The organism is Cellulomonas denverensis (genome assembly GCF_012396125.1).
In the GTDB taxonomy this organism is placed as follows: domain Bacteria; phylum Actinomycetota; class Actinomycetes; order Actinomycetales; family Cellulomonadaceae; genus Cellulomonas; species Cellulomonas denverensis.
Genome location: NZ_JAAXOX010000004.1, coordinates 153,386 through 175,467, shown reverse-complemented (window position 1 = coordinate 175,467; position 22,082 = coordinate 153,386). Strand labels below are relative to the sequence as shown.

Annotated in this window: 16 protein-coding genes and 2 riboswitches; of the genes, 9 read left to right on the top strand and 7 right to left on the bottom strand. The window is 74.9% G+C overall.

Going from position 1 to position 22,082, the window contains the following annotated elements:
• The first annotated feature begins 104 nt into the window (after positions 1-104).
• On the top strand, positions 105-632 hold the full coding sequence (locus tag HGA03_RS10100) for an LLM class flavin-dependent oxidoreductase (RefSeq protein ID WP_168630137.1): 528 nt from the start codon (positions 105-107) through the stop codon (positions 630-632).
• A 42-nt stretch (positions 633-674) separates the two neighbouring features.
• Here the strand turns inward: HGA03_RS10100 and HGA03_RS10095 are convergent, their stop codons facing one another.
• Genes HGA03_RS10095 through HGA03_RS10085 form a run of 3 tightly spaced genes read right to left on the bottom strand, consistent with a single transcriptional unit; the run spans position 675 to position 2,508 of the window.
• Positions 675-1,913 (bottom strand): O-succinylhomoserine sulfhydrylase, encoded by a 1,239-nt coding sequence (locus HGA03_RS10095; protein WP_239073421.1) that lies wholly within the window; start codon positions 1,911-1,913, stop codon positions 675-677.
• On the bottom strand, positions 1,910-2,314 hold the full coding sequence (locus tag HGA03_RS10090; RefSeq protein WP_168630136.1) for a rhodanese-like domain-containing protein: 405 nt from the start codon (positions 2,312-2,314) through the stop codon (positions 1,910-1,912). The genes HGA03_RS10095 and HGA03_RS10090 overlap by 4 nt, the downstream gene beginning before the upstream one ends.
• Positions 2,311-2,508 carry a DUF1737 domain-containing protein gene (locus tag HGA03_RS10085; protein ID WP_168630135.1) on the bottom strand — a complete coding sequence of 66 codons (198 nt, stop codon included), beginning with the start codon at positions 2,506-2,508 and terminating at the stop codon, positions 2,311-2,313. Before HGA03_RS10085 ends, HGA03_RS10090 begins: the two co-directional genes overlap by 4 nt.
• A gap of 4 nt (positions 2,509-2,512) precedes the next feature.
• Positions 2,513-2,612, bottom strand: a riboswitch (SAM riboswitch).
• A 97-nt stretch (positions 2,613-2,709) separates the two neighbouring features.
• Positions 2,710-2,825, top strand: a riboswitch (SAM riboswitch).
• Between the two features lie 42 nt (positions 2,826-2,867).
• Between HGA03_RS10085 and HGA03_RS10080 the strand changes: the two genes are divergently transcribed.
• The gene (locus HGA03_RS10080; RefSeq protein WP_168630134.1) at positions 2,868-4,229 is read left to right on the top strand and encodes an aminotransferase class V-fold PLP-dependent enzyme; all 1,362 of its coding nucleotides are present in this window, start codon (positions 2,868-2,870) and stop codon (positions 4,227-4,229) included.
• A gap of 4 nt (positions 4,230-4,233) precedes the next feature.
• Here the strand turns inward: HGA03_RS10080 and HGA03_RS10075 are convergent, their stop codons facing one another.
• From HGA03_RS10075 to HGA03_RS10060, 4 genes are all read right to left on the bottom strand, one after another.
• On the bottom strand, positions 4,234-4,854 hold the full coding sequence (locus tag HGA03_RS10075) for a pentapeptide repeat-containing protein (RefSeq protein WP_168630133.1): 621 nt from the start codon (positions 4,852-4,854) through the stop codon (positions 4,234-4,236).
• Between the two features lie 93 nt (positions 4,855-4,947).
• A complete protein-coding gene (locus HGA03_RS10070; protein ID WP_168630132.1) occupies positions 4,948-5,838 on the bottom strand; it encodes a MaoC/PaaZ C-terminal domain-containing protein in 891 nt (296 codons plus the stop codon).
• Positions 5,835-7,199, bottom strand: a complete 1,365-nt coding sequence (locus HGA03_RS10065) for a 3-oxoacyl-ACP reductase (protein ID WP_168630131.1) — start codon at positions 7,197-7,199, stop codon at positions 5,835-5,837. The genes HGA03_RS10070 and HGA03_RS10065 overlap by 4 nt, the downstream gene beginning before the upstream one ends.
• A complete protein-coding gene (locus HGA03_RS10060) occupies positions 7,196-8,506 on the bottom strand; it encodes an acetyl-CoA C-acetyltransferase (RefSeq protein ID WP_203767030.1) in 1,311 nt (436 codons plus the stop codon). The genes HGA03_RS10065 and HGA03_RS10060 overlap by 4 nt, the downstream gene beginning before the upstream one ends.
• Before the next feature lie 112 nt (positions 8,507-8,618).
• Between HGA03_RS10060 and HGA03_RS10055 the strand changes: the two genes are divergently transcribed.
• The 7 genes from HGA03_RS10055 (at position 8,619) to HGA03_RS10025 (ending at position 22,047) form a co-directional block, all read left to right on the top strand.
• Entirely contained in the window at positions 8,619-9,320 is a 702-nt protein-coding gene (locus tag HGA03_RS10055; RefSeq protein WP_308439721.1) for a TetR/AcrR family transcriptional regulator, read from the top strand.
• Entirely contained in the window at positions 9,317-11,419 is a 2,103-nt protein-coding gene (locus HGA03_RS10050; protein WP_168630129.1) for an acyl-CoA dehydrogenase family protein, read from the top strand. Before HGA03_RS10055 ends, HGA03_RS10050 begins: the two co-directional genes overlap by 4 nt.
• A 232-nt stretch (positions 11,420-11,651) precedes the next feature.
• Positions 11,652-14,225 carry a helix-turn-helix transcriptional regulator gene (locus HGA03_RS10045; protein WP_168630128.1) on the top strand — a complete coding sequence of 858 codons (2,574 nt, stop codon included), beginning with the start codon at positions 11,652-11,654 and terminating at the stop codon, positions 14,223-14,225.
• Positions 14,226-14,488: 263 nt separating this feature from the next.
• Complete coding sequence (locus tag HGA03_RS10040; RefSeq protein WP_168630127.1) at positions 14,489-15,907, top strand: hypothetical protein; 1,419 nt, start codon at positions 14,489-14,491, stop codon at positions 15,905-15,907.
• A gap of 32 nt (positions 15,908-15,939) precedes the next feature.
• A complete protein-coding gene (locus tag HGA03_RS10035; protein WP_168630126.1) occupies positions 15,940-19,365 on the top strand; it encodes a hypothetical protein in 3,426 nt (1,141 codons plus the stop codon).
• Between the two features lie 31 nt (positions 19,366-19,396).
• Complete coding sequence (locus tag HGA03_RS10030) at positions 19,397-20,974, top strand: AMP-binding protein (protein ID WP_168630125.1); 1,578 nt, start codon at positions 19,397-19,399, stop codon at positions 20,972-20,974.
• 95 nt (positions 20,975-21,069) lie between these two features.
• Positions 21,070-22,047 carry a hypothetical protein gene (locus HGA03_RS10025; protein WP_168630124.1) on the top strand — a complete coding sequence of 326 codons (978 nt, stop codon included), beginning with the start codon at positions 21,070-21,072 and terminating at the stop codon, positions 22,045-22,047.
• The last annotated feature ends 35 nt before the right edge of the window (positions 22,048-22,082 follow it).

The window sequence follows — 22,082 nt, the reverse complement described above, 5'->3', positions numbered from 1 at the left end:
TCCCGGGTGTTCCTGAGCCGGGTGTGTTGTCGCTGAGCTGACGACCCCGCGCGCCCGCGGCCGGACGGCCCTCGCGTGCACCCGCCTCACCCGAGGACACCCCCATGGCTCAGCCCACCCTGGACCGCCCCGCGGTCGACCCCGCTCGTCCCGTCCTGTCGGTCGTTCCCGCTCCGGCGCCCGCGCTGTGGCTGCGTGACCCGGACCTCCCGGGGGTCGAGCACCGGCCCGCCACCAGCACCGATCTCCTGGTCGCCGCCGCCCGGGCGGACGTGATCCGGCTGGCATTCTCCGCCGAGCTGCCCGCGGTCGCGGACCTGGCCGACCGGGCGGCCCTGGCCGCCGAGGCGATCGCCGCCGCCGGCCGCGCCCGGCACCAGGTGACCGTGCTGCTCGACCTGGACGTCGTGCTGGCCCCGGACGACCGGGCCGCCCGCCGCAAGCGTGCCGAACTGGAGTTCCTGGACGCGCTCAGCGGCCTGACCTGGTCGCCCGCCGCCACCCGGGTGGTCACCACCACCGGCCTGCTACTCGCCGAACTGCGCGAGCTGGCCGACCGGACCGGGGTGGACGGCCTGGTGCTGCACCCGCTCGGCGGGGACGACCGGGAGCTGGCCCGGCTGCTGGGCTGAGCCGGCCGGTCCGCGCCGGCGACCGGGTGCCGCCGTGCCGAGTCAGCCGAAGGCGCGGTCCAGGTCGGCGATCAGGTCGCGCGGGTCCTCCAGCCCGACCGACAACCGGATGGTCGACTCGGCGATCCCCACTGCGGCGCGACCGGCCGGGCCGAGCTTGCGGTGGGTGGTGGTCGCCGGATGGGTGACCATCGACTTGGCGTCGCCCAGGTTGTTCGAGATGTCGATCACCCGGAGCCGGTCCAGCACGTCGAAGGTCAGCTTCTTGGCCAGCTCCGGGGTGGCGCCCTCCGGGGTGCGCAGGGTGAAGGTCGCCACCGTGCCGCCGCCGTCCTGCTGGCGCAGTGCCAGGTCGTGCTGCGGGTGCGAGGGCAGGTACGGGTACCGGACCTCCGCGACCGCCGGGTGCCGTTCCAGCCAGCCGGCCACGGTCAGCGCGGACGCGGTCTGGTGCCGGACCCGCAGCGAGAGGGTCTCCAGGCCCTTGAGCAGCACCCAGGCGTTGAACGGGCTGAGCGAGGGACCGGTGTTCCGGATCAGGGTCTGCACCGGCCCGTGCACGAAGTCCTCCGGGCCGAGGATCGCCCCGCCCAGCACCCGGCCCTGCCCGTCGATGTGCTTGGTGGCCGAGTAGACCACCACGTCGGCGCCGAACAGCAGCGGCCGGGACAGCACCGGGGTGGCGAAGACGTTGTCGACCACCACCACGGCTCCCGCGGCGTGGGCCAGCTCGCTGACCCGGGCGATGTCCACCAGGTCCTGCATCGGGTTCGACGGGGTCTCGAAGAACACCACGTCGGCGGGGGTCGCCAGGGCCTGTTCCCACTGCTCCGGCACGTGGCCGTCCACGTAGTCGGTGCGCACCCCCCACTTGGCGAGGATCTCGTCGAAGATCACCACCGAGGACCCGAACAGGGCCCGGGCGGCGACGATCCGCGACCCGCTGCCGACCAGCGCGGCGAGGGCGGTGAACACGGCGCTCATCCCGGAGGCGGTGGCGTAGCAGGCCTCGGCGCCCTCCAGCAGCCGCAGCCGCTCCTCGAAGGTGCTGACCGTGGGGTTGCCGTAGCGGGAGTACAGGAACCGGTCGGACTCCCCGGCGAAGGCCGCCTCGGCGTCGGCGGCCCGGTCGTAGACGTAGCCCTGGGTCAGGAACAGCGCCTCGGAGGTCTCCTGGAACCCGGTCCGGACCGTGCCGCCGCGCACCGCGAGGGTGTCCGGCCGCAGCTCGTCGCGGGGGAGCAGCCCGTCCTGCCAGTCGCCGGGTCCGGCGGCCGTCACAGCGCCCGCCAGGGCAGGCCCTCGGCGCGCCAGCCGGCGTGCCCGCGCTCGCCGTCCGGGCCGACGTCGCCCTCGAAGCCGGTGAGGATGTTGTACGACGGGCCGATCCCGGCGGCGGTGGCAGCGGTCGCGGCGGCGATCGAGCGCACGCCGGACCGGCACAGGAACAGCACCGGGCGGCCGTCGCCCGCGCCCAGCTCGGTCAGCTGCTCGACGAACCGCGGGTTGGGCCGGCCGAGGCCGTCCACCCATTCGACGAAGCCGACCCGCTCCGGCAGGTCGGGCACCCCGATCGTGCGCCACTCGCCCTCGGTGCGGACGTCGACCAGCAGCACCGAGGGGTCGTCGGCCAGGGTTCGCCAGGCCTGCTGCGGGGTCAGGTCCCCGGCGTAGCCGCTCACAGCGGTCGCACCGTCGGCTCGCCCGCGCCGGGGAGGATCACCGCCTGTGCGACGATCACCCGCTCCCCGTCGAAGGTCGCGGCCGGGCTGCCGTACAGCCGGTAGCCCTCGGCCAGGGCGGCGCTCACCCGCTCGCAGAACGACCGGTCGTCCGGTCCGGTCAGCAACCGGTAGGGCAGGGGGGTCTCGCTCATCGCTCCTCCATCGGTCCTGGCGGTAGCACCCTGGGCAGTGGTGGACCCTGCCTGGGCTGCTGCGGCGTCGTCGAGCCAGATCTCTCGGCCGCTCTGGATGGTGGCCCCGACCCTAGACACCGGATCGGCCGTTCCGCCAGGACCGCCCGGAGTGTGGGCACGTCTTGACGATCCGCCGCGGGCCGGTTCACCCTGGGCGGAGGTCATGAGTGCCAGCGCGTAGCCCCGGCTTGCTGGCCGGCAACCCTCCCTCCGCGGCGGGGTGCCCCGGGTGACGACCTGGCCCACCGCCGACCGGTGGTGGGCAAGCGCGGGTCGCCCGGGTCGCCGGGCTGCCCTCCCGTCCGGAGGTCCTTGGCATGTCCGCATCCACCCTCAGCCGCACCGACGCCCTGCTGCCCGTCGTCGGGGCGGACACCCCGGTGCCGCTGGTCGACGGCCGCACCGTCCGCTACGCCAACCTCGACTATGCCGCCTCGGCCCCCGCACTGGACGCGGTGGCCGCCCGGGTGAGCGAAGTGCTGCCGCTGTACGCCTCGGTGCACCGCGGCGCCGGGTACCTGTCCCAGGTGTCCACCGCCCTGTACGAGAACTCCCGGCAGACCATCGCCCGATTCGTCGGCGCCCGGCCGGACGACGTGGCCGTGATCGTCCGCAACACCACCGACGCGCTGAACCTGCTGGCCGGCTGCGTGCCCGGCGCGGTGCTGGTGCTGGACTGCGAGCACCACGCGAACCTGCTGCCCTGGGTGCACAGTACCGGCGAGGACAACCGCCGGACCACCGTGCTGGCCAGCGGGCCGACCGCCGCCGCCACCCTCGACCTGCTGCGCGAGGAGCTGACCCGCGGCCCGTACGCCCTGGTCACCGTCACCGGCGCCTCCAACGTCACCGGGGAGAGCCTGCCGATCGACGACCTGGTGCGGATCGCGCACGACGCGGGCGCCCGGCTGCTGATCGACGGCGCCCAGTTGGTGCCGCACCGGCCGTTCTCGCTGGCCGGCACCGGGGTGGACTACGTCGCGTTCTCCGGCCACAAGACCTACGCCCCGTTCGGCGCCGGCGCGCTGGTCGGCCGCCGGGACTGGCTGGACCAGGGCACGCCGTACCTGGCCGGGGGTGGGGCGGTCCGGGATGTCCGCACCGACCGCACCCTGTGGCAGCCCGCCCCCGCCCGGCACGAGGCCGGGTCGCCGAATGTCCTCGGTGCGGTGGCGCTGGCCGCCGCCTGCGAGGAGCTGGCCGCGCTGCCGGCCGGCGCGCTGGTCGCCCACGAGCAGGAACTGCGCGAGCGGCTGGTCGCCGGGCTGGCCGGGGTGCCGGGGGTCCGGGTGCTGCGGCTGTGGCCGGACTCCGCCGACCCGGTCGGGGTGGTGTCGTTCAGCGTGGGCGAGGACGACCCGGGGCTGGTCGCCGCGTACCTGTCTGCCGAGTGGGGGATCGGGGTGCGGGACGGCCGGTTCTGCGCCCACCCGCTGCTCGCCCGGCTCGGGGTCACCGGCGGGGCGCTGCGGGCGTCGGTCGGGGTCGGCACCCCGGCGGAGGCGGTCGACCGGCTGATCGAGGCGCTGCACGCCTGGACCACCGACGGCCCGGCTGCCCGCTACGCGGTGGTCGACGGTTGCTGGGCGGTGGTGGACGACCCGCGGCCGGCCGTGCACGGCATCGATGCGCTCGCGGCGACCGCGGCGGCCGGGTGCGGGCCGGTGCTGGACGACTGAGGGGTCAGTCCACCCGCACGCCCAGGTGGTCGGCCAGCGCACCGGCCAGGTCGTAGAGCTGGTCGGAGCTGATCGTCGCGCCACGCAGCCCGGCGGTGCCGTCGATCCCGCGCAGCTCCATCCCGCGCAGGTCGGCGTCCTTGAGCTGGGCCCGGCTCACGTCCAGCCGGCGCACCTGGCAGCCCTCGGTGCGCAGCCGGCGGACGGCACAGCCCGCCAGGTCCAGGTCGCCGATGGTGCAGTCGACCAGCCGCAGGTCGTGCACCTTCGCGTCCCGGAGGTTGAGGTAGTCGATCTTGCCGCCGCGGATGGTGACCCGGTCCCAGCCGGAGCCGAACACCTCCAGCGCGCCGAACCGGCAGCCGTCCACGGTCACGTCCCGCCAGGTGCTGCTCCGCGCGCGCAGCGTCCCGGCCCGGCACTCGGCCAGGGTGGAGTCCAGCAGGTGCGCGTGGTCCAGCACGGTCTGGTCCAGGTCGCAGCCGCGCAGCAGGCACTCCAGCACCCGGGCGCCCTCGCCGTCCGCACCGGTCAGGTCGGCGCCGTCCAGCAGCAGCCGGTCCAGGTCGACTTCCGGCGTGAGCGAGCCGTGCCACGGTTCCAGGTCGTCCAGGGGGAGGGGCATGGCCTCACTGTGGCACGGGGGACAGACAGACGGGCCGGTCCGAACCCCTCAGTATCGGACCGGCCCGCGACCGTCTGGGTCACCGGGTGGTGCTCAGATCGGGTCCACCCGCCCGTGCAGGTGGAGCTTGTGCCGCCGGCCGTCCCAGACCGTGTAGCCGAAGCCGGCCCCGTCCCGGGCGACCCGGACGCTGGGGGTCGCGGGCAGCATGACGGGGGCGGCGAACTCGGCGGTCCAGGTGAAGCGGTCACCGCGCTGGGCGCCGACACCGGCGAGTGCCCGGGCGGCGGTGTCCATGCCGTGCGCGATCGCCCGCGGGAAGCCGAAGGCCTTGGCGCTGAGCGCGGACAGGTGGATCGGGTTGGCGTCGCCGGAGACCGCGGCGTACCGCCGTCCCCGGTCGGCGTCGTACCGCCACCGCGCGGTGGGCAGCGGCGGACGGAACTCCTCCCGGTCGGTGCGCTCCGGCCGCTCGGTGCCGGGCAGCCGGACGCCGGGGGCGAGGTAGGTGGACACCCCGCGCCAGGCCTCCGCACCGTCCGGGCCGTGCACGCTGGTGACCAGATCGACCTGGGCGCCCCGGTGGTGCGGGCGCAGGTCCTCGGCCCAGGCGTGCACCCCGAGCTCCTGGCCGAGCAGCAGCGGCCGGTGCTGGGTCACCCGGTTGGCCAGGTGCACCATGCCGAGCAGGGTCAGCGGGAAGTCCGGCCGGGACATCAGCGCGGTGGCCACCGGGAACGCGAGCACGTGCACGAAGCCGGCCGGCAGCCGGTCGTCCGCGGTCTCGCCCAGCAGGTGCTGGTAGGCGGTGAGCCGTGCCGGGTCGGCCCGGACCCCGTCCACCCGCAGCCTGACCGCCGGCAGCGTGGACCGCGACGGCCCGCCGCGGGCCCGCAGCCTGGCCGCCCCGGCGCGCAGGTACAGGCCACCGAGCGCGGGGACGGCCGGCAGCACCACCTCGCGCAGTCCGGCGGGGGCGGTCATCGGCCGACCATCGCCTGACCGCAGACCCGCAGCACCTGGCCGACGATCCCACCGGCGGGCGGCGAGGCCAGGAAGGCGACCGCCTCGGCCACGTCCACCGGCAGCCCGCCCTGTTGCAGCGAGGACAGCCGCCGGGCGACCTGACGGGTCAGCGGCGGCATCTTCGCGGTCATCTCGGTCTCGATGAAGCCCGGCGCGACCGCGTTCGCGGTGCCGCCGAACGCCGTGAGCAGCGGCGCGGTGGCCCGGACCATGCCGATCACCCCGCCCTTGGACGCCGCGTAGTTGGTCTGGCCGCGGTTCCCGGCGATCCCGGAGGTCGAGGCCAGCGACACGATCCGCGGCGCGTCGGTCAGGTCGCCGCTGGTGAGCAGGGCCTCGTTGATCCGCAGCTGGGCGGCGATGTTCACCGCCAGCACCGCGTCCCACCGGTCCGGGGTCATGTTGGCCAGCAACTTGTCCCGGGTGATCCCGGCGTTGTGCACCACGATGTCCAGCCGGCCGTGCCGGTCCAGGGCGTGCCGCAGGATCCGGTCCCCGGCGTCGTCGGCGGTCACGTCCAGTTGCAGGGCGGTGCCGCGGACCGCGTTCGCCACCGTGGTCAGGGCCTCCCCGGCGGCGGGCACGTCCACCGCGATCACGGTGGCGCCGTCCCGGGCCAGGGTGTGCGCGATCGACTCGCCGATCCCGCGGGCTGCGCCGGTCACCACCGCGACCCGTCCGGCCAGCGGCTGCTCCCAGTCGGCGGGCAGGGTGCCGGCCTCGGAGCCGACCTCGATCAGTTGCCCGTCGACGTAGGCCGACCGGCTGGACAGGAAGAACCGCAGCGCGCCGAGCACCGCCGGAGCGGTCACCGGCACGTCGTCGGCCACCACCACGCCGTTGCCGGTCGCCCCGCCGCGCAGTTCCTTGGCCAGCGAGCGCAGCACCCCGTCGATGCCCTGCCGGGCGGCGGCCAGCGCGGGTGCCTGGTCGTCGAGCGCGGGCCGGGACACGGTCACCACCCGGCCGTGCCGGGCCAGGGTCTTGAGCACCGGGGCCAGGGCGAGCACCGGCTCGGACAGGTCCTGCGGGCGTTCGACCTCGGTCAGCACCAGCACCGCGGCAGCGAACCGAGTGCCGTCGCCGGCGTGCCGCCGCACGTCCAGGTCCCAGCCGCCGGTCCGGCCGTCGGTGCCGGACAGGAACCCGGCCAGGGTGTCGGCGTCCTTGCCGGTGCCGAGCACCAGCACCGGGCCGTCCACCAGCGGGCTGCCGGGGCGGTACCGGCGCAGCGGGGTGGGGCGGGGCAGCCCGAGCTTCTTGGCCAGTGTCCCGGTCAGCCCGCCGTTGACCAGGTCGAGGTAGGTGTCGGTGCTCATGCCGACTCCAGGATCGCCGCGACGCCCAGGCCACCGGCGGCGCAGACCGAGATCAGCGCCCGCGCGGTCCGGCCGGTCTCGGCCTTGCGCCGGGCCAGCTCCTTGGCGACCGTGGCGACGACCCGCCCGCCGGTGGCCGCGAACGGGTGCCCGGCGGCCAGCGACGACCCATGCACGTTGAGCTTCGCCCGGTCGACGGTGCCGAGCACGTCGTCCAGGCCGAGCCGGTTCACGCAGAACTCCTTGTCGGACCAGGCCGCGAGCGTGGTGGCGACGGTGGCGGCGAAGGCCTCGTGGATCTCGATCAGGTCCAGGTCGGCCAGGGAGAGTCCCTGCCGGGCCAGCAGCCGGGGGACGGCGTAGGCCGGGGCCATCAGCAGGCCGTCGTCGCCGTGCACGAAGTCCACCGCGGCGGTCTCGGCGTCGACCACCACGGCCAGCGGGGTCAGGCCGTGGGCGTCGGCCCACTCGTCGTTGCCCAGCAGCACGGTGGAGGCGCCGTCGGTCAGCGGGGTGGAGTTGCCGGCGGTCATGGTCGCCGGGGTGTCCAGCCGGGTGCCGAACACCGGCTTGAGTGCGCCGAGCTTCTCCAGCGAGGTGTCCGGTCGCAGGTTCTGGTCGCGCTGCAGGCCGCGGTAGCCGGTGACCAGGTCGTCGAAGAACCCGGCGTCCCAGGCGGCGGCCAGGCGCTGGTGGCTGGCCAGGGCGATCTCGTCCTGCTCCTGGCGGCTGATCCCCCACTGGGCGGTGGTCAGCGCCTGGTGCTCGCCCATCGACAGGCCGGTGCGCGGCTCGTCGACGCCGGGGAAGGCCGGGGCCAGGTCGCCGGGCCGGAACTGCGCGGCGGCCTTGAGCCGCTGCTGGACGCTCTTGGCCCGGTTGATCGCGAGCAGGGTGTGCCGCAGGCCCTCGCTGACCGTGACCGGCACGTCGGAGGCGGAGTCGACGCCGCCGGCGATCGCGGAGCCGATCTGGCCGAGCCGGATCTTGTTGGACACCCCGATCACGGCCTCCAGCCCGGTGGCGCAGGCCTGCTGCAGGTCGTACGCGGGGGTCTGGGCGGACAGCGGCGAGCCGAGCACCGACTCGCGGGTGAGGTTGAAGTCGCGGCTGTGCTTGATCACCGCCCCGGCGACCACCTCGCCGAGCCGTTCGCCCTGCAGGCCGAACCGGGCGACCAGCCCGTTGAGCGCGGCGGTGAACATGTCCTGGTTGCTGCACCGGGCGTAGGCGCCGCCGGCCCGGGCGAAGGGGATCCGGTTGCCGCCGAGCACCAGGGCCCGGGCGGTCGGGGAAGTCACTGGCATGGGAGGTGCTCCGCATCGTCGTCGATGTGCCTGACCGGATCGGAAAAGTCGGGACTTCCGTCCCTTGTGCATCCGATGTCCGAAACTCACAGTACCTGATACTGTCCGTTCTGTGAGCCCGATCACACGGGAACCGTCGACGGAGACGGACCAGGAGGGCGCGGCCGCCACGGTGGCCGGGCCGGAGCCGGTCGCGCCCACCGCCGACGGCCGCTCCACCCGCTGGGACGACCACCGCCTGGCCCGCCGGGCCGACCTCGCCCGCGCCGCCCGCAAGCTGGTGCACCACCAGGGCCCGGACGTGTCGATGGACGACCTGGCCGCCGCCGCGGGCACCTCCAAGTCGATCGTGTACCGCTACTTCACCGACAAGACCGGGGTGCAACTGGCCGTCGCCGAGGAGGTGGTGGCCGACATCCGGGCCGCCCTGGTGGAAGCCGCCCAGACCGCCGACGGGCCGCGCGACGCGCTCCGGGCGATGGTCGGCACCTACCTGGCGATGATCGAGTCCTCGCCGGCGGTCTACACCTTCGTCACCCGGGACGGGTCGGTGGAGCACGTGGTCGACTCGATCACCGAGCTGATCGCGGCACCCTTCGACGACCCGCAGCTGCTGCTCTGGGCCGCCGGGGCGGTCGGCTTCGTGCGCGGCACCGCCGAACTGTGGCTGCGCACCACCCCCCGCCAGGACCGGGACGAGCTCACCGACCAGATCACCCGCTGGCTGTGGACCGGACCGGTCGCGCAGCTCGGCCGGGAGCACCACCCTCAGCACGCGCCAACGACGACGCCAGATCCAGGGGAGCAGCCATGACCACCACCGCACCGGTGCCCACCGACCCGGCCCGCACCATCCGCCCCACCGGCACCGGCCAGCACGCCGAGCCGGACGGGACCCGGGTGGACGTGCCGGCGCTGACCGGCGTGCTGCTCGGCCGGTACGGCGACCTGCGGCGGGACGCCCGCGAGCTGCTCACCCAGGAGCGGTTCTGGCGGATCGAGGGCCAGCCGGTCGCCGACCACCGCGCCCGGGTGCTGGACCAGCTGCGCACCCTGGCCGCGGAGGGCAACGTGCACCGGGCGTTCCCGGTCCGGTTCGGCGGCGCGGACGACCACGGTGGGTCGCTGGCCCGATTCGAGGAGCTGGTCACCGCCGACCCCTCGCTGCAGATCAAGGCCGGCGTGCAGTGGGGGCTGTACGCCTCGGCGATCCTGCACCTGGGCACCACCGCCCACCACGACCGCCTGCTGCCGGACGCGCTCAGCGTCGACGTGCCCGGCGCCTTCGCCATGACCGAGACCGGCCACGGCTCCGATGTCGCCAGCGTCGCCACCACCGCCACCTACGACCCGGCCACCGAGCACTTCGTGCTGCACACCCCGTTCCGGGCCGCCTGGAAGGACTACCTGGGCAACGCCGGCCAGCACGGCACCGCCGCGGTGGTCTTCGCCCAGCTGATCACCCAGGGCCCGGGCGACCCGGCGCCGGTCAACCACGGCGTGCACGCCTTCCACGTGCCGATCCGGGACGCGGCCACCGGCGAGTTCCTGCCCGGGGTCGGCGGCGAGGACGACGGGCTCAAGGGCGGCCTGAACGGGATCGACAACGGCCGGCTCTGGTTCGACCACGTCCGGGTGCCGCGCGCCGACCTGCTGAACCGCTACGGCGACGTCGCCGCGGACGGCAGCTACACCTCCCCGATCGCCAGCCCCGGGCGCCGGTTCTTCACCATGCTCGGCACCCTGGTGCAGGGCCGGGTGTCGCTGGACGGCGCCGCGGTGAACGCCGCCCGGATCGGCCTGCAGATCGCGGTCACCTACGCCAACCAGCGCCGGCAGTTCCCGGGCGCCGACCCCACCGACGAGGTGGTGCTGCTCGACTACGGCCAGCACCGCCGCCGGTTGCTGCCGCTGCTGGCCGAGACCTACGCCTCCGGCTTCGCGCACGAGCACCTGCTGGCCGCCTTCGACGACGTGTTCTCCGGCCGGGCCGACACCGAGGAGGGCCGCGAGGAGCTGGAGACGCTGGCCGCCGCGCTCAAGCCCACCTCGACCTGGCACGCGCTGGACACCCTGCAGACCTGCCGCGAGGCGTGCGGCGGCGCCGGCTTCCTCACCCAGAACCGGCTCACCTCGCTGCGCGCCGACCTGGACGTGTACGTCACCTTCGAGGGCGACAACACGGTGCTGTACCAGCTGGTCGCCAAGCGGTTGCTGACCAACTACGCGCACACCGTCGGCGGCGACCCGGCCGTGATGGCCCGGCTGATGGCGGAGAAGGTCACCGACGCCGCGCTGCACCGGATGCCGCTGGCCCGGGCGGTGCAGACCCTGGTCGACGCCGGGGACGCCCGGCGCAGCGCCGGACAGCTCCGCGAGGCCGACACCCAGCGCGCACTGCTGGCCGACCGGGCGCACACCATGGTCGCCGAGCTCGCCCAGGCCCTGCGCCCGGCCCGCCGCGCCGCCCCGGAGGTCGCCGCGGCGCTGTTCGACGCCCACCAGCACGAGATGATCGAGGCCGCCCGCGCCCATGCCGAGCTGCTGCAGTGGGAGGCGTTCACCCGTGGCCTGGACCAGGTCGCCGACTCCGGCACCCGGCAGGTGCTCACCTGGCTGCGCGACCTGTTCGGCCTGACGGTCATCGAGCGGCACCTGGCCTGGTACCTGCTCAACGGCCGGCTGTCCGCCGGTCGCGCCCGGACCGTCACCTCCTACATCGAGCGGCTGCTGCTCCGGCTGCGCCCGCACGCCCAGGACCTGGTCGACGCCTTCGGTTACCGGGACGAGCACGTGCGGGCCGAGATCGCCTCCGGTGCCGAGGCCCGTCGCCAGGGTGAGGCCCGGGAGTGGCAGCGCGCCCAGCGTGCCTCCGGCCAGGCACCGGTCCCGGAGCCCAAGCCCCGTCGGTAGGTGGTGGGGCCGCCACTCATCGAGTTGCCCCCACAGCGGTTGAGTACCCCCGGCGTCAAGCACCTAACTGACGCATCCGCTCCACCCGGTACGGGAGTGATTTCCCGCATCTCCACGGAGTGGACTGCGTGAGAACCACGATGTGTGCCACGGAGCTGGGGCACCGAGCCCCCGCCACCGGAGGGGCCCGTGAGCCGCCGGTGGTCTGGATCCGGACTGTCGGGAGTGTCCCATGAGCGAGCGCGCCAGAAACGTGGCGACCAGTGCGGCACGGCTACCTGCGCCGAGGCCGAGTGCCGAACCGTCGGTGATCCCGGCGGTGCCCTCGACCGGGGTGGTGGCCGAGGCAGTGGACTACCTCCGGTCGGGCGTGCACGTGAACCTGACCGGCCTGCGCGGCACCGGCCGCAGCCACGTGGTCCGCCATGTCATCGCCGAGCTGGCCGAGGCCGGCCACACCGTGGTGCAGATCAACGGGGTCGCCGCCCTGCGCGACCGGCCGCTGACCGCCCTGGCCGTGGCCGGGGTCTCGGTGCCCGGAGTCGGCGGTGCGGCCGCGATCGCCGGTGCCGCGGTGGCGCTGGGCGGGATGGTCGCCAAGCGCGGCTCGGTGCTGGTGATCGACGACGCCGACGACCTCGACATGGTCAGCGCCGGTGCCGTGGTCGCCGCCCGTGGCCGGCACGCCTTCACCACGATGGTGGTCTCCCGCCGCGCGGGCGCACCCAGCGCCGCGGTGCGCACCCTCACCTCCCACTTCCAGCCCGGTGTGCTGCTGACCGTGGCGCCGCTCGGCTTCGGCCCGCTGCACCAGCTGCTGTCGACCCTGCTGCCCGGCACCGTCGACCCGGCGACCTTCGCCCGGATCGCCACCAAGACCGGTGGGGTGCCCGCCCTGGTCCGCGCGCTGGTCGACACCGCCCGCCGGTCCGGCAAGCTGACCCGCCGCGGCGGGATGTGGCGCGCCACCGGCCCGCTCTGGGACGACGCACTGGCCGCCGCCGTGGAGCCGCTGGTCGGCGACCTGACGCCCGAGGAGCTCGACGCGCTGGCCCGGGTCGCGATGGTCGGCGCCGCGCCGATGGCCGAGATCGCCGGGCTGATCGCGCTGGAGCAGTTCGACGTGCTGGACCGCAGCGGCCTGCTCCAGGTGGTCGGCTCCGACGGCGGCCCGGTGGTCGGGGTGTTCCCGCCGCTGGTCGCCGAGTACCTGCGCAACACCGGCTCCTACGCCAGCCGGCTGGCCGCCGACGAGTTCGCCGCCCGGCACGGTTCGGGTGAACTGCTCGGCATCGGCTCCGCCCCGGTGCTGTCCGGCCCGGGCACCGCCGTGGTGAGCCGGCACATCTCCGAGCACTGGGAGCTGGAGCTCGGCCTGCTGCACCGGCGCTGGCGGGACGACCCGGTCGGCGACGACACCCTGCCGCTGCTGCGCGCCCTCGACGTCACGGCCAGCCCGCGCACCACGATCGACCCGGTGGTGACCGAGGTCCTGGCCGCGGGTCCGTCGCCGACCGCCCGCGCCTGGTCCGCGCTGTACCAGGGCATCGCGCTCGGCGACGACGAGGCGGCCGACCTCACGATCTGCGCCGGCACCGACGACGCCGACCGCACCCTGGCCGCCACCGCCCTGCACCTGCGCACGCTCCGGCACGGCGTGGACCCCCAGGAGCCGGTCCGCCCGTCGACCGCCCTGCTCGCGGTCGCCGAGGCCGAGCGCCTGCTGGTCGCGGGCCGGGTGCTGGACGCGATCGAGGTGCTGGAGCGCACCGGTCACGACGAGCCGCTGCTCGGCCTGGACGCCGACCTGTTCCGCGGCCTGGCCTGGGTGATGTCCGGGCAGACCGAGCGCGGACTGGAGTTTGCGATGGATCACTTCGCTGCGGCGCAGGACTCCCTCGACCCGGCCGGCCTCCAGTCGCACGCCTACGTCGCGGTGCTCGGACTGGTGCTGAACGGCGACTTCGATCAACTGCAGAAGCTGTTCGACGCGGTGATGACCGGCACCACCACCCCGCTGCTCAGCCGCCACTTCCGGGCCAGCCTGCAGATCTGGGCGGCACTGGCCGCCAGCTGGCGCGGCGACCGGGCCTTCGCCCAGCCGATCGCGCAGCAGGCCGAGGTGTTCCACGCCGACCGCGGACCGCTGCCCGGCATGGTGCCGAGCCTGTTGTGCACGCTGGTCGGCGGGCGTCAGGACGGCGGCGAGGAGGTGTGGACCGAGGTCGGCCGGATGCTCGACCGCGGTGAGCTCGCCGCCGCGATCTTCCTGGCGATCCCGGCCGCCGAGATGGACCCCGACACCGCCCGGATCGACCGGCTGGTGCAGGCCTGCGACGGCGTGCAGGGCCCGGTGCTCACCGCCCTGGTGCAGTACGTCGCGGCCGTCGGCGCCGGTGACCCTGACCAGCTGGCCGAGGCCGCCACCGCCCTGGAGACCGCGGGCTGCCGGCTGCACGCCATGCGCGCCGGTATCACCCGGGCCATGGCGCTGCGCGACCGCGGCGACCGGGCCGGGGCCGCCGATGCGGTCGACCTGATCTGGACCGCGGCCGCCGCGCGCGGACCGGTGCCCCGGGGGCTGTTCGCCCGCCTGGTCGCCACGCTGGAACTGTCGCCCCGGGAGATCGAGAGCGCCAAGCTCCTCGGCCGCGGAATGGACCTGCAACAGATCTCGGCGCTGGTCGAGATCAGCCCGCGCACGGTCGAGAACCACGTCTTCGCCCTCTACAAGAAGGTCGGGGTGGAAGGCCGGGACCGGCTCGCCCGGGCGGCCTCGACCTGGTTGGGCGCAGGGGAGGACTGACCTTCGCCCCGCACCACCACGATCGACCGGATCGACGTCCGCGCCCGCGGCTCGATCCACCACGAATCACCGCGGCCGGTCCGTGCGCCCACGGTCACCCACCCAGGATGGCCAGGTTGTCGACTCGCACGTCGGCGATCCACTCCGGTCGGGGTGGCGTGCCCGGACCGGGCCCCGTGAGGGGCAGGCGGTGCGGCCCGCGTCTCGCACGGGGCGGGCCGCACCCCGCCGCTCCCACGACGGACGAGAGGAAGGCAGTCGGTGTGAAGCCAGCACCTGCGGCTGTCCTGGCGATGGCGATCGCAGGTGTCTGGGTCTTCGGTCCGGCCACCGACGCCGTCGGGGCGCCCCCGCTCAGCGCGACCGACGCCGGTCCCCTCGCCACCCTGGACAGCTGCACCGACCAGGGCGGCACCTGGCTCGCGCAGGGCCGGATCACCGACCCGGACACCGCATCCGCCGAGCACCGGCTGGAGGTCTTCTTCGCCGGGGCGGACGGGGTGGTGGTCGGCCGGGAGTGGGTGGTCGCACCCGCCGGCGCCACCGCCTGGGAGCTGTCCTATGCCACCGACGTCGCGCCGATCCGCTGCCTGATCGGCTCGGTCACGGTCACCGAGGTGGCCGAGGAGGGCGGCACGGTCGAGGTCTGGCGGTTCGTCGCCTTCGGGGCGTCGGCTCTGGTCCTGGTCACCGCGGGCGGGTTCGCGATCCGCGAGCTGGTCCGGCTGCGGCGGCGCGGGGAGTCGGCGGACCTGCCGGTGGCCGGGGAGCTGGAGACGGGTGCGGAGGTGCTGGTCGCCGGGACGCCGGAGACGGGTGCGGGCGTGCCGGTGGCCGGGGAGCTGGAGAGCGCCGGGGACGTGCCGGTCGCCGAGATCGAGGGGCTGTCGGCCGGGACCGGCGACGGCCCGGAGCCGGACGGAGGCGAGGCGGTCGGGTCGGCCGAGGCAGTGGCCGACGAGGTGGCCGAGCCGGCCACCGACGTGGAGGCGGTCGAGCCGGTCGAGGTCGCGGAGGCGGAGGTGTCCGACGGGGCACCGGAGCTGGGCGGGGCACCGGAGCTGGACGAGGCGCCGGAGCCGGGGCAGGCGGCCGAGCTGGACGAGGTGTCCGGCACCGACGAGCAGGTGCCGGGGATCGACGAGCGGGACGAACTGCCCGCCGAGCTGGACGAGCTGTCCGACGCGGACCCGGTGGTCGGCGAGCAGGTCGACGGCACGGCCGAGCTGGCTGGTCCTGCGGTCGAGCCGGAGGAGGTGCCCGCGGGCATGGCCGAGCCGGACGAGGTGTCCGGCGGGACCGAGCTGGACGAGCTGGACGAGGCCGACGACATGTTCGACCCGTTCCCGATGCCGGAACCGGAGCCGATCGAGGCGCCGGCGGAGGTCACGGCATCGGTCGCGGCCACCGAGCAGGCGGCCGAGCCCGAGCCGGACGACGCGGTGCAGACAGTGCCCGCGGCCCAGCCGGACGAGGACGAGGACACGGACTGGCTCGCCGACCTGCTGGGCGGGGACGCGACCGACGACGCCGACACCGACGAGGACGGCGACGACTGGCTCGACGCCCTGTTCGGCGACGACTCCGACGAGGACGAACCGTCCGCGCCGGGCGACGACGAGGGCCTCGACTGGCTCGACGACCTGTTGGCCCCCGACCAGGGCGGCCGGAGCACCACCTGACCGACGTGAGCGACCCGAGGAAGGAAGTAGACGTGGCTGAAGGCAACCCCCGTCCGACACATGGCGACGTCCTGCGTGCACCGGGCGACGCCGAGTTGGTCAGCAAGGCCAAGCAGGGGGACACCCTCGCGCTGGCCTGGCTCTGGGAGCGCACCGTTCCCGCGCTGCGTCGCGCCTGGCACGCCGCCGGCGAGACCGGTGAGCCGGACCTGGAGTCGATCGGCGCCTCGCTCGCCCAGAAGCTCACCGACGGTGGTGGCCCCTCCGGCCACGATCTGCGCCTGTTCCTCTACACCCAACTGCGCGCCCAGCGCGGACCGGTGCGGGAGGAAGCCGATGAGCCTGCGCCCCGCCCGGGCGGACAGCTCGCCGAGCGCCTGTTCGTGAAGCTGCCCGGTTCCGCCCGCGAGGGACTGTGGTTCGGCGACATCGAGCGCCTCACCGAGGACTCCGCCGCCCAGCACCTCGGGATCGATTCCGACGAGCTCGGCGCGCGCTACGAGCAGGGCCGCCGCGCCCTGGTCACCGGCTGGCTCAAGACCCGGCTCGCCGCGGAGAAGAACCTGTCGCGCTGCCGCGCCCAGGTCGCACTCCTGGTCCGCGAGGCCACCGAGGGTGCACTGCCCGAGCCCGACCGCCTCACCCTGGCGACCCACCTGTCCGAGTGTGAGCGCTGCGCCGCCATCCACGCCGACATCGAGGTGTTCCGGGCCGGCTACCCCCGCTTCCTGGTGGCGATGGCCCTCGGCCCCGGCGTCGCCGACTCCTGGTTCGCCGAGGACGAGGCCCCCGCCACGACCGTCGAGCCGATCGCCGCCGCCGACGAGGCACCCGCCTCCGCCGATGACCGTGCCGCGGACACCGGTGTGCAGCCCGCCCCCGAGCGCGCCGACGAGCCCGCGGACCGCGCAGCCGTGGCCGAGGGCGCCGGCCCCGACACCGCCGAGCCGCAGCGGTCGGGTTCCTCCCGGTCGATGTGGCGCGCACTCGACGAGCTGCGCAGCCGCCGCCTGGAGATCGGCCCCACCTTCGGCCGCCGCAGCAGCAGCCTCGAGGACGCCCCGCAGGTCCAGCACAGCTGGCCGCCGCTGACGGCCGGCACGCCCCAGGCGCCGGAGGACCCCTCGGCGGACACCGAGACGGTCGAGGCGCCCGACCACACCCCCCTCGCCCGCGACGAGGCGCCGAACCCGCCCGCGGACGCGCCCACCCCGGCCGAGTCGCCGGAGCCCACCACGGCCGAGGCCCCGGAGGCGGTCGGCGACGTGCCCGCCGGCCCCGAACACGACTCGTCCGAGCCGCACGCCGAGGCCGTCACGGCCGAGCACCAGGACGACACCGCAGAGCGCATCGACCTGGAGGACGGTGGGCGCGCCACCGATCTGCACGGCTCGGCACAGGGCACAGACCTGCGGGACGACGCGGCGCGCCAGGATGACGCCCCGGACGCGGAGGCGCACGACTCCGTCGCGCCGGCCACGGACGCCGACTCGACCGGCGGACCGGACACCGAGGCGCCCGAGGCCACGGACTCGGCCGTCGATGGTCTGGACGCGCCGGCCGACACCACTGACGTCGACGGCGCCCCCGGCTCCGCGGACGCTCAGGCGCTCGCTGACACCGAGGCGGCGGACGCGGCCGACACCGCGCTCGCCGACACCGACGACCTGCCGAACGCCGAAGGCGACGCGGTCGACGCCGCTGCCACCGGGGAGCCGGACCTCCCCGTTGCGGCCGAGCAGCAGCCCGCCCCGGCTCAGCAGCCCATCACGACCGGCCCGGACAGCCGCGCGCCGGAGCTGGATGCGAGCACGCCGGAGCGGGTCGAGGCCGGTGCCGACGTGCTTCCGGACCCCGAGCCGGTCAGCCCGCCGTCCTGGCTGGTCGCCCCGGCTGCCACCGCGATCCCGCGCAGCCCGGCGGAGCGACTGGACGACGAGGTACCGCCGGCCACCACCCCGGTGCCGTCGTGGCTGACCGCGGGGCCCGCGTCCCCGCTGTCATCCCCGGTGCTGCCGGAGCAGGACGCGCCCATGACCACCTTCCCGACCTCAACCGAGCCCGCATCGGAGCTGGAGATGACCTCACCGACGAGCACCCCGATCCCCGACGTACCGAGAGCCACCGAGGCTGCCGGGTCCCCGCTGCCGGGTACGCCCGACGCGGTGCCCGCCCCGGTCGTCGCTGCGGAACAGCCCGCCGCGGTCGTCGAACCGATCAAGTCCCTGCCCGAGCCGGCCCAGGTCGAGCCGGAGCCGACCCCTGTGCTGCCGGAGCCTGTCCCGGTCGCGCCCGAGCCGGCCCCCGCCGCGGTGAGCGCTCAGCCCGCACCGGTGGCACCCGAGCCCGCCCCGACCGCGGCGGCGATCGCCGAGCCCGCCCCCGTGGCGACAGCGCCCGCCCCGACCGAGACGACCCATCCCGGGGCCGTCCACGCGGAGACCGTGCCGGCCGCGACCGCTCCCGCCCAGCCCGCTCCCGCCCCGGTGGTGTCGCAGCCCGCCCCCGCACCCGTGGTGGTCCCGGCGCCCGCCCCGGTCGTCGTCGCGGAGCCCGCGCCCCCGGTGGAGGTCGTGCACCACCTTGCCCCGACTCCGGGCTCCGTCGATCCGCTGCAGGTGTCCGCGGCGGCGCCCGAGCCCGCGCCGGTGCCGGTGGTGATCCCGGCGCCGAACCCGCCGGTGGTGAGCCCCGCCGCGGTCGCCACCCCGGCGGCTGCCACACCGCCCGCCCCGGTCGCGACGCCCGCGCCTGCCCCAGTGGCGGCACCCGCCCCGGCCCCGGTCGTCGTCCCGGCCCCGGTGGCCGCCCCCGCTCCGGTGCCGGTGGTGATCCCCGCCCAGCCGGTGGTGGTGCCCGCGCCGCAGCAGACCGAGGCCCCGCAGGTGACCACGCACGGCCTGGGCATTCCGGACTCCGCGACCGTGGCGGCCCCGGCACCCGTCGCACCCGTGCCGGCTCCGGCCGAGCGGCACGTGGAGATCGAGGGTCTGCACCCCTACCTGGTGTTCGACGGGGCGCACCCGAACCAGTCGCCACGGGCGAAGGACGCCGCGGTGTCGCTCGCCCGGGTCCGGGCCGAGCAGCTCGCCCGGCGTTCCGTGGGCGAGTCGGTGGCCGACCCCAAGCCAGAGGCGGTGCTGGTCCGCGACTCGGACGCCGACTGGGGTCAGCGCCTGGCCTCCCTGGACAGCCTCGCCTGGGTCTCCACCGTGGAGGCACGCAGCGTGGTGGAGCCCCGGGGCGACGGCACCTTCGCGGTCACGGTCCGGTTCGTGGGCGCCGGGGGATCCCCCGCGCTGGTCGCGACCGGAAGTGACTGGGACTCCCAATGGTGGGGCGGCGACGGCAAGGTCACTGCCCTGATCGGACAGGTCGTGGTGCGGACCGCGTTCGGCCTGCTCGGCGAGCCGGAACCGTCGAGCGTCGAGTTCCTCGACGTCACGGTCGACAACTGAATACCTCTCGACACAACCGACAGAAGGAATCATGGCCAAGAACAACACCGCACCCCTGACCGTGCGCAGCCAGTCGATCGGTGACATTCCGCGTCGCAGTGCTGTCCGCAACCCCTCCTCCACCGCGATCATCGACGGTGACACCCGCTTCACCTACGCCGAGCTCGACGGGGTGTGCGACCGGGTCGCCGCCGCCGCTCAGTCCGCCGGCCTGGCCAAGGGCGACGTCGTCATGGTGATGTCGCGCAACTGCTGGCAGCTGGCCGTCCTGCCGTGGTCGATCGCCCGGGCCGGCGCCGTGCTCGCCCCGGTGAACACTTTCCTGACCGCCGACGAGGTCTCCAAGCTGATCACGCTGGTCGACCCGCGGGCGTTCATCGTGGACCGGCACTGCGTCGAGGTCGCGACCGAGGCCCTGGAGATGGCCGGTCGCAGCGACGTCACCCGCCTGGTGATCGAGCCGTCCTCGAAGGCGACCGAGCTGGGCTGGGGCGACTTCGGCGACTGGGCGAGCTTCGAGGGCACCCCGAACCGGGTGGACGTCGACGACAGCGACCCGGTGCGCCTGATGTTCACCTCGGGCAGCGAGTCCCTGCCGAAGGCGGTCATGCTCAGCTCCCGCGCACTGATGTGGCAGTACGCCTCGGTGGTCGCGGACGGCGAGTACGTGGCCGACGACGTCGAGCTGCACTTCATGCCGATGTACCACACCGGTCAGATGGACGCGTTCCTCGGCCCGGACCTGTACGTCGGTGCGACCTCGGTGATCGTGCGCAACGGCACGCCGACCGAGATCATGCGGATGCTCAAGGCGCACCAGGTGACCAAGATGTTCGCCACGCCGACCAAGTGGATCGAGATCCTGGCCAGCCCGGACTTCAACGCCGAGTCCTTCGCCTCGGTGCGCAAGGGCTACTACGGTGCCTCGGCGATGCCGGTGCAGGTGCTGCGCCGCCTGCACGAGCAGCTGCCGCACGTCCGGCTGTGGAACTACTACGGCCAGACCGAGATGTCGCCGATCGCGACCGTGCTGACCCCGGAGGAGCAGATCGCGTTCGCCGGGTCGGCCGGCCGTCCCGCCCTGAACGTCGAGATGGCGATCCTGGACGAGGAGAACAAGCCGCTGGCCGATGGCGTGGTCGGTGAGGTCTGCTTCCGCTCGCCGCACACCGCGCTGGGCTACTACCGGGACGAGGCCGCGACCCGGCACCTGTTCCGCGGCGGTTGGCTGCACAGCGGTGACCTGGGCTACCGGGCGCCGACCGGCCGGCTGTACTTCGTGGACCGGATGCGGGACACGATCAACATCGGCGGCGAGAAGGTCAGCACGGTCGAGGTGGAGAACGCGATCACCTCGCACGAGGACGTGCACGAGTGCGCGGTCTTCGGTGTGGCCGACCCGGTCTACATCGAGGCCGTGATCGCGGTCGTGGTGCCGCGTCCGGGTGCCGCGGTGGACCCGAAGGCGCTGCAGACCTTCGCCCGCCGGATCCTGGCCAGCTTCAAGGTGCCGCGCCACATCTTCGTGGTCGAGGCGCTGCCGAAGAACGGCACCGGCAAGGTGCTCAAGCGCCAGCTCCGCGAGCAGTACGGCAATGTCGGCCTCTGAGTCGTCATCGCTGAGCGTCGTCACGGCGTCGGGCCCGGTGCCCGGCGCCGTGTCGGCGTTCCCGGAACCGGCATGACCGGCGCGGACCGGTCGCCGTGACCGGGCGGGCACCTCGGCGGCGACTGGCCGGGCTGGGGCTGGTGGCGGCGCTGGGCGCGGTGGGCACCGTGTTGTCCGTCCCCGGCCTGTCCCTGCCCGCCCGGGCGCACACCCCGGCGCTGTCCGTGTCCACCGCGGTCCGGGACGCGGAGGGCATGCCGCGCTCCGGCTCCTACACCCGGGCCGGTGACGTGCTCACGATCCGGGCCGGCGTGACCCCCGGCGACACGCTCGCGGTCACCATGCCCGACGGGTCACGCAGCGGCGCCGAGTGCACCGGCGGGACCACCACCGGCGGGGCGAGCTCGACCAGGACCAGCACCGACGGGTCCGGCTCGGCAGGGTCCGGCTCGACCGGGATCAGCTCGACCGGGGCCAGCGCCGCGGGAGCGGGCACGCAGAGCACCAGCACCGCGCAGTGCGTCGCGGTCCGCTACGCCCTGACCCAGGACGACGTGGACCGGGGCTGGGCGGAACTGACCGTGGAGGCCACCGCGGCGACCGGCCGGCTGGAACGCGCCCGGGTCGTGGTGCACGGCGCCGGGACGGCCGGGCTGTCCGTGGGCGAGGTGTCCGAGACCGCCACCGGTGCGGTGGTCGAACTGACCAACACCGGCGACCTGACCCTGTCCGACCCGGGGCTCGTGGTGGACGCGGGCGACGGGGACGCACCGGCGACCAGCTGCTCCACCGGCGACATCCCACCGGGCGGCACCACCACCTGCTCGATCGGCCCGGACGCCTCCGGCGGGCTGACCGGCACGGTTGCCGCGGTGGCGATCACCCCGGACGGCACCGCCGTGCACACCGACCCGGCGGCGGTGGCGACGACGACGTCGCCGCGCGGCCCCGAGGTGGCGACCGGTGGGATCGCGCGCCGGGACTCGGCGACGCGGTGGCCGATCGCCCTGGCGGCCGGGTTGGCGGGGACTGCGGCACTGGCGGTGCTGGTGCGCCGCCGTCGCCGGTCCTGACCGGCCCGTTCCCCATTGAGCGTGCGGTCCGGGCG

Excerpts from the sequence above, each read along its gene's own strand:
- HGA03_RS10100 (WP_168630137.1), top strand. The coding sequence starts at position 105 with ATGGCTCAGCCCACCCTGGACCGCCCCGCGGTCGACCCCGCTCGTCCC.
- HGA03_RS10085 (WP_168630135.1), bottom strand. The coding sequence starts at position 2,508 with ATGAGCGAGACCCCCCTGCCCTACCGGTTGCTGACCGGACCGGACGAC.
- HGA03_RS10080 (WP_168630134.1), top strand. The coding sequence starts at position 2,868 with ATGTCCGCATCCACCCTCAGCCGCACCGACGCCCTGCTGCCCGTCGTC.
- HGA03_RS10075 (WP_168630133.1), bottom strand. The coding sequence starts at position 4,854 with ATGCCCCTCCCCCTGGACGACCTGGAACCGTGGCACGGCTCGCTCACG.
- HGA03_RS10070 (WP_168630132.1), bottom strand. The coding sequence starts at position 5,838 with ATGACCGCCCCCGCCGGACTGCGCGAGGTGGTGCTGCCGGCCGTCCCC.
- HGA03_RS10065 (WP_168630131.1), bottom strand. The coding sequence starts at position 7,199 with ATGAGCACCGACACCTACCTCGACCTGGTCAACGGCGGGCTGACCGGG.
- HGA03_RS10060 (WP_203767030.1), bottom strand. The coding sequence starts at position 8,506 with ATGCCAGTGACTTCCCCGACCGCCCGGGCCCTGGTGCTCGGCGGCAAC.
- HGA03_RS10050 (WP_168630129.1), top strand. The coding sequence starts at position 9,317 with ATGACCACCACCGCACCGGTGCCCACCGACCCGGCCCGCACCATCCGC.
- HGA03_RS10045 (WP_168630128.1), top strand. The coding sequence starts at position 11,652 with ATGAGCGAGCGCGCCAGAAACGTGGCGACCAGTGCGGCACGGCTACCT.
- HGA03_RS10030 (WP_168630125.1), top strand. The coding sequence starts at position 19,397 with ATGGCCAAGAACAACACCGCACCCCTGACCGTGCGCAGCCAGTCGATC.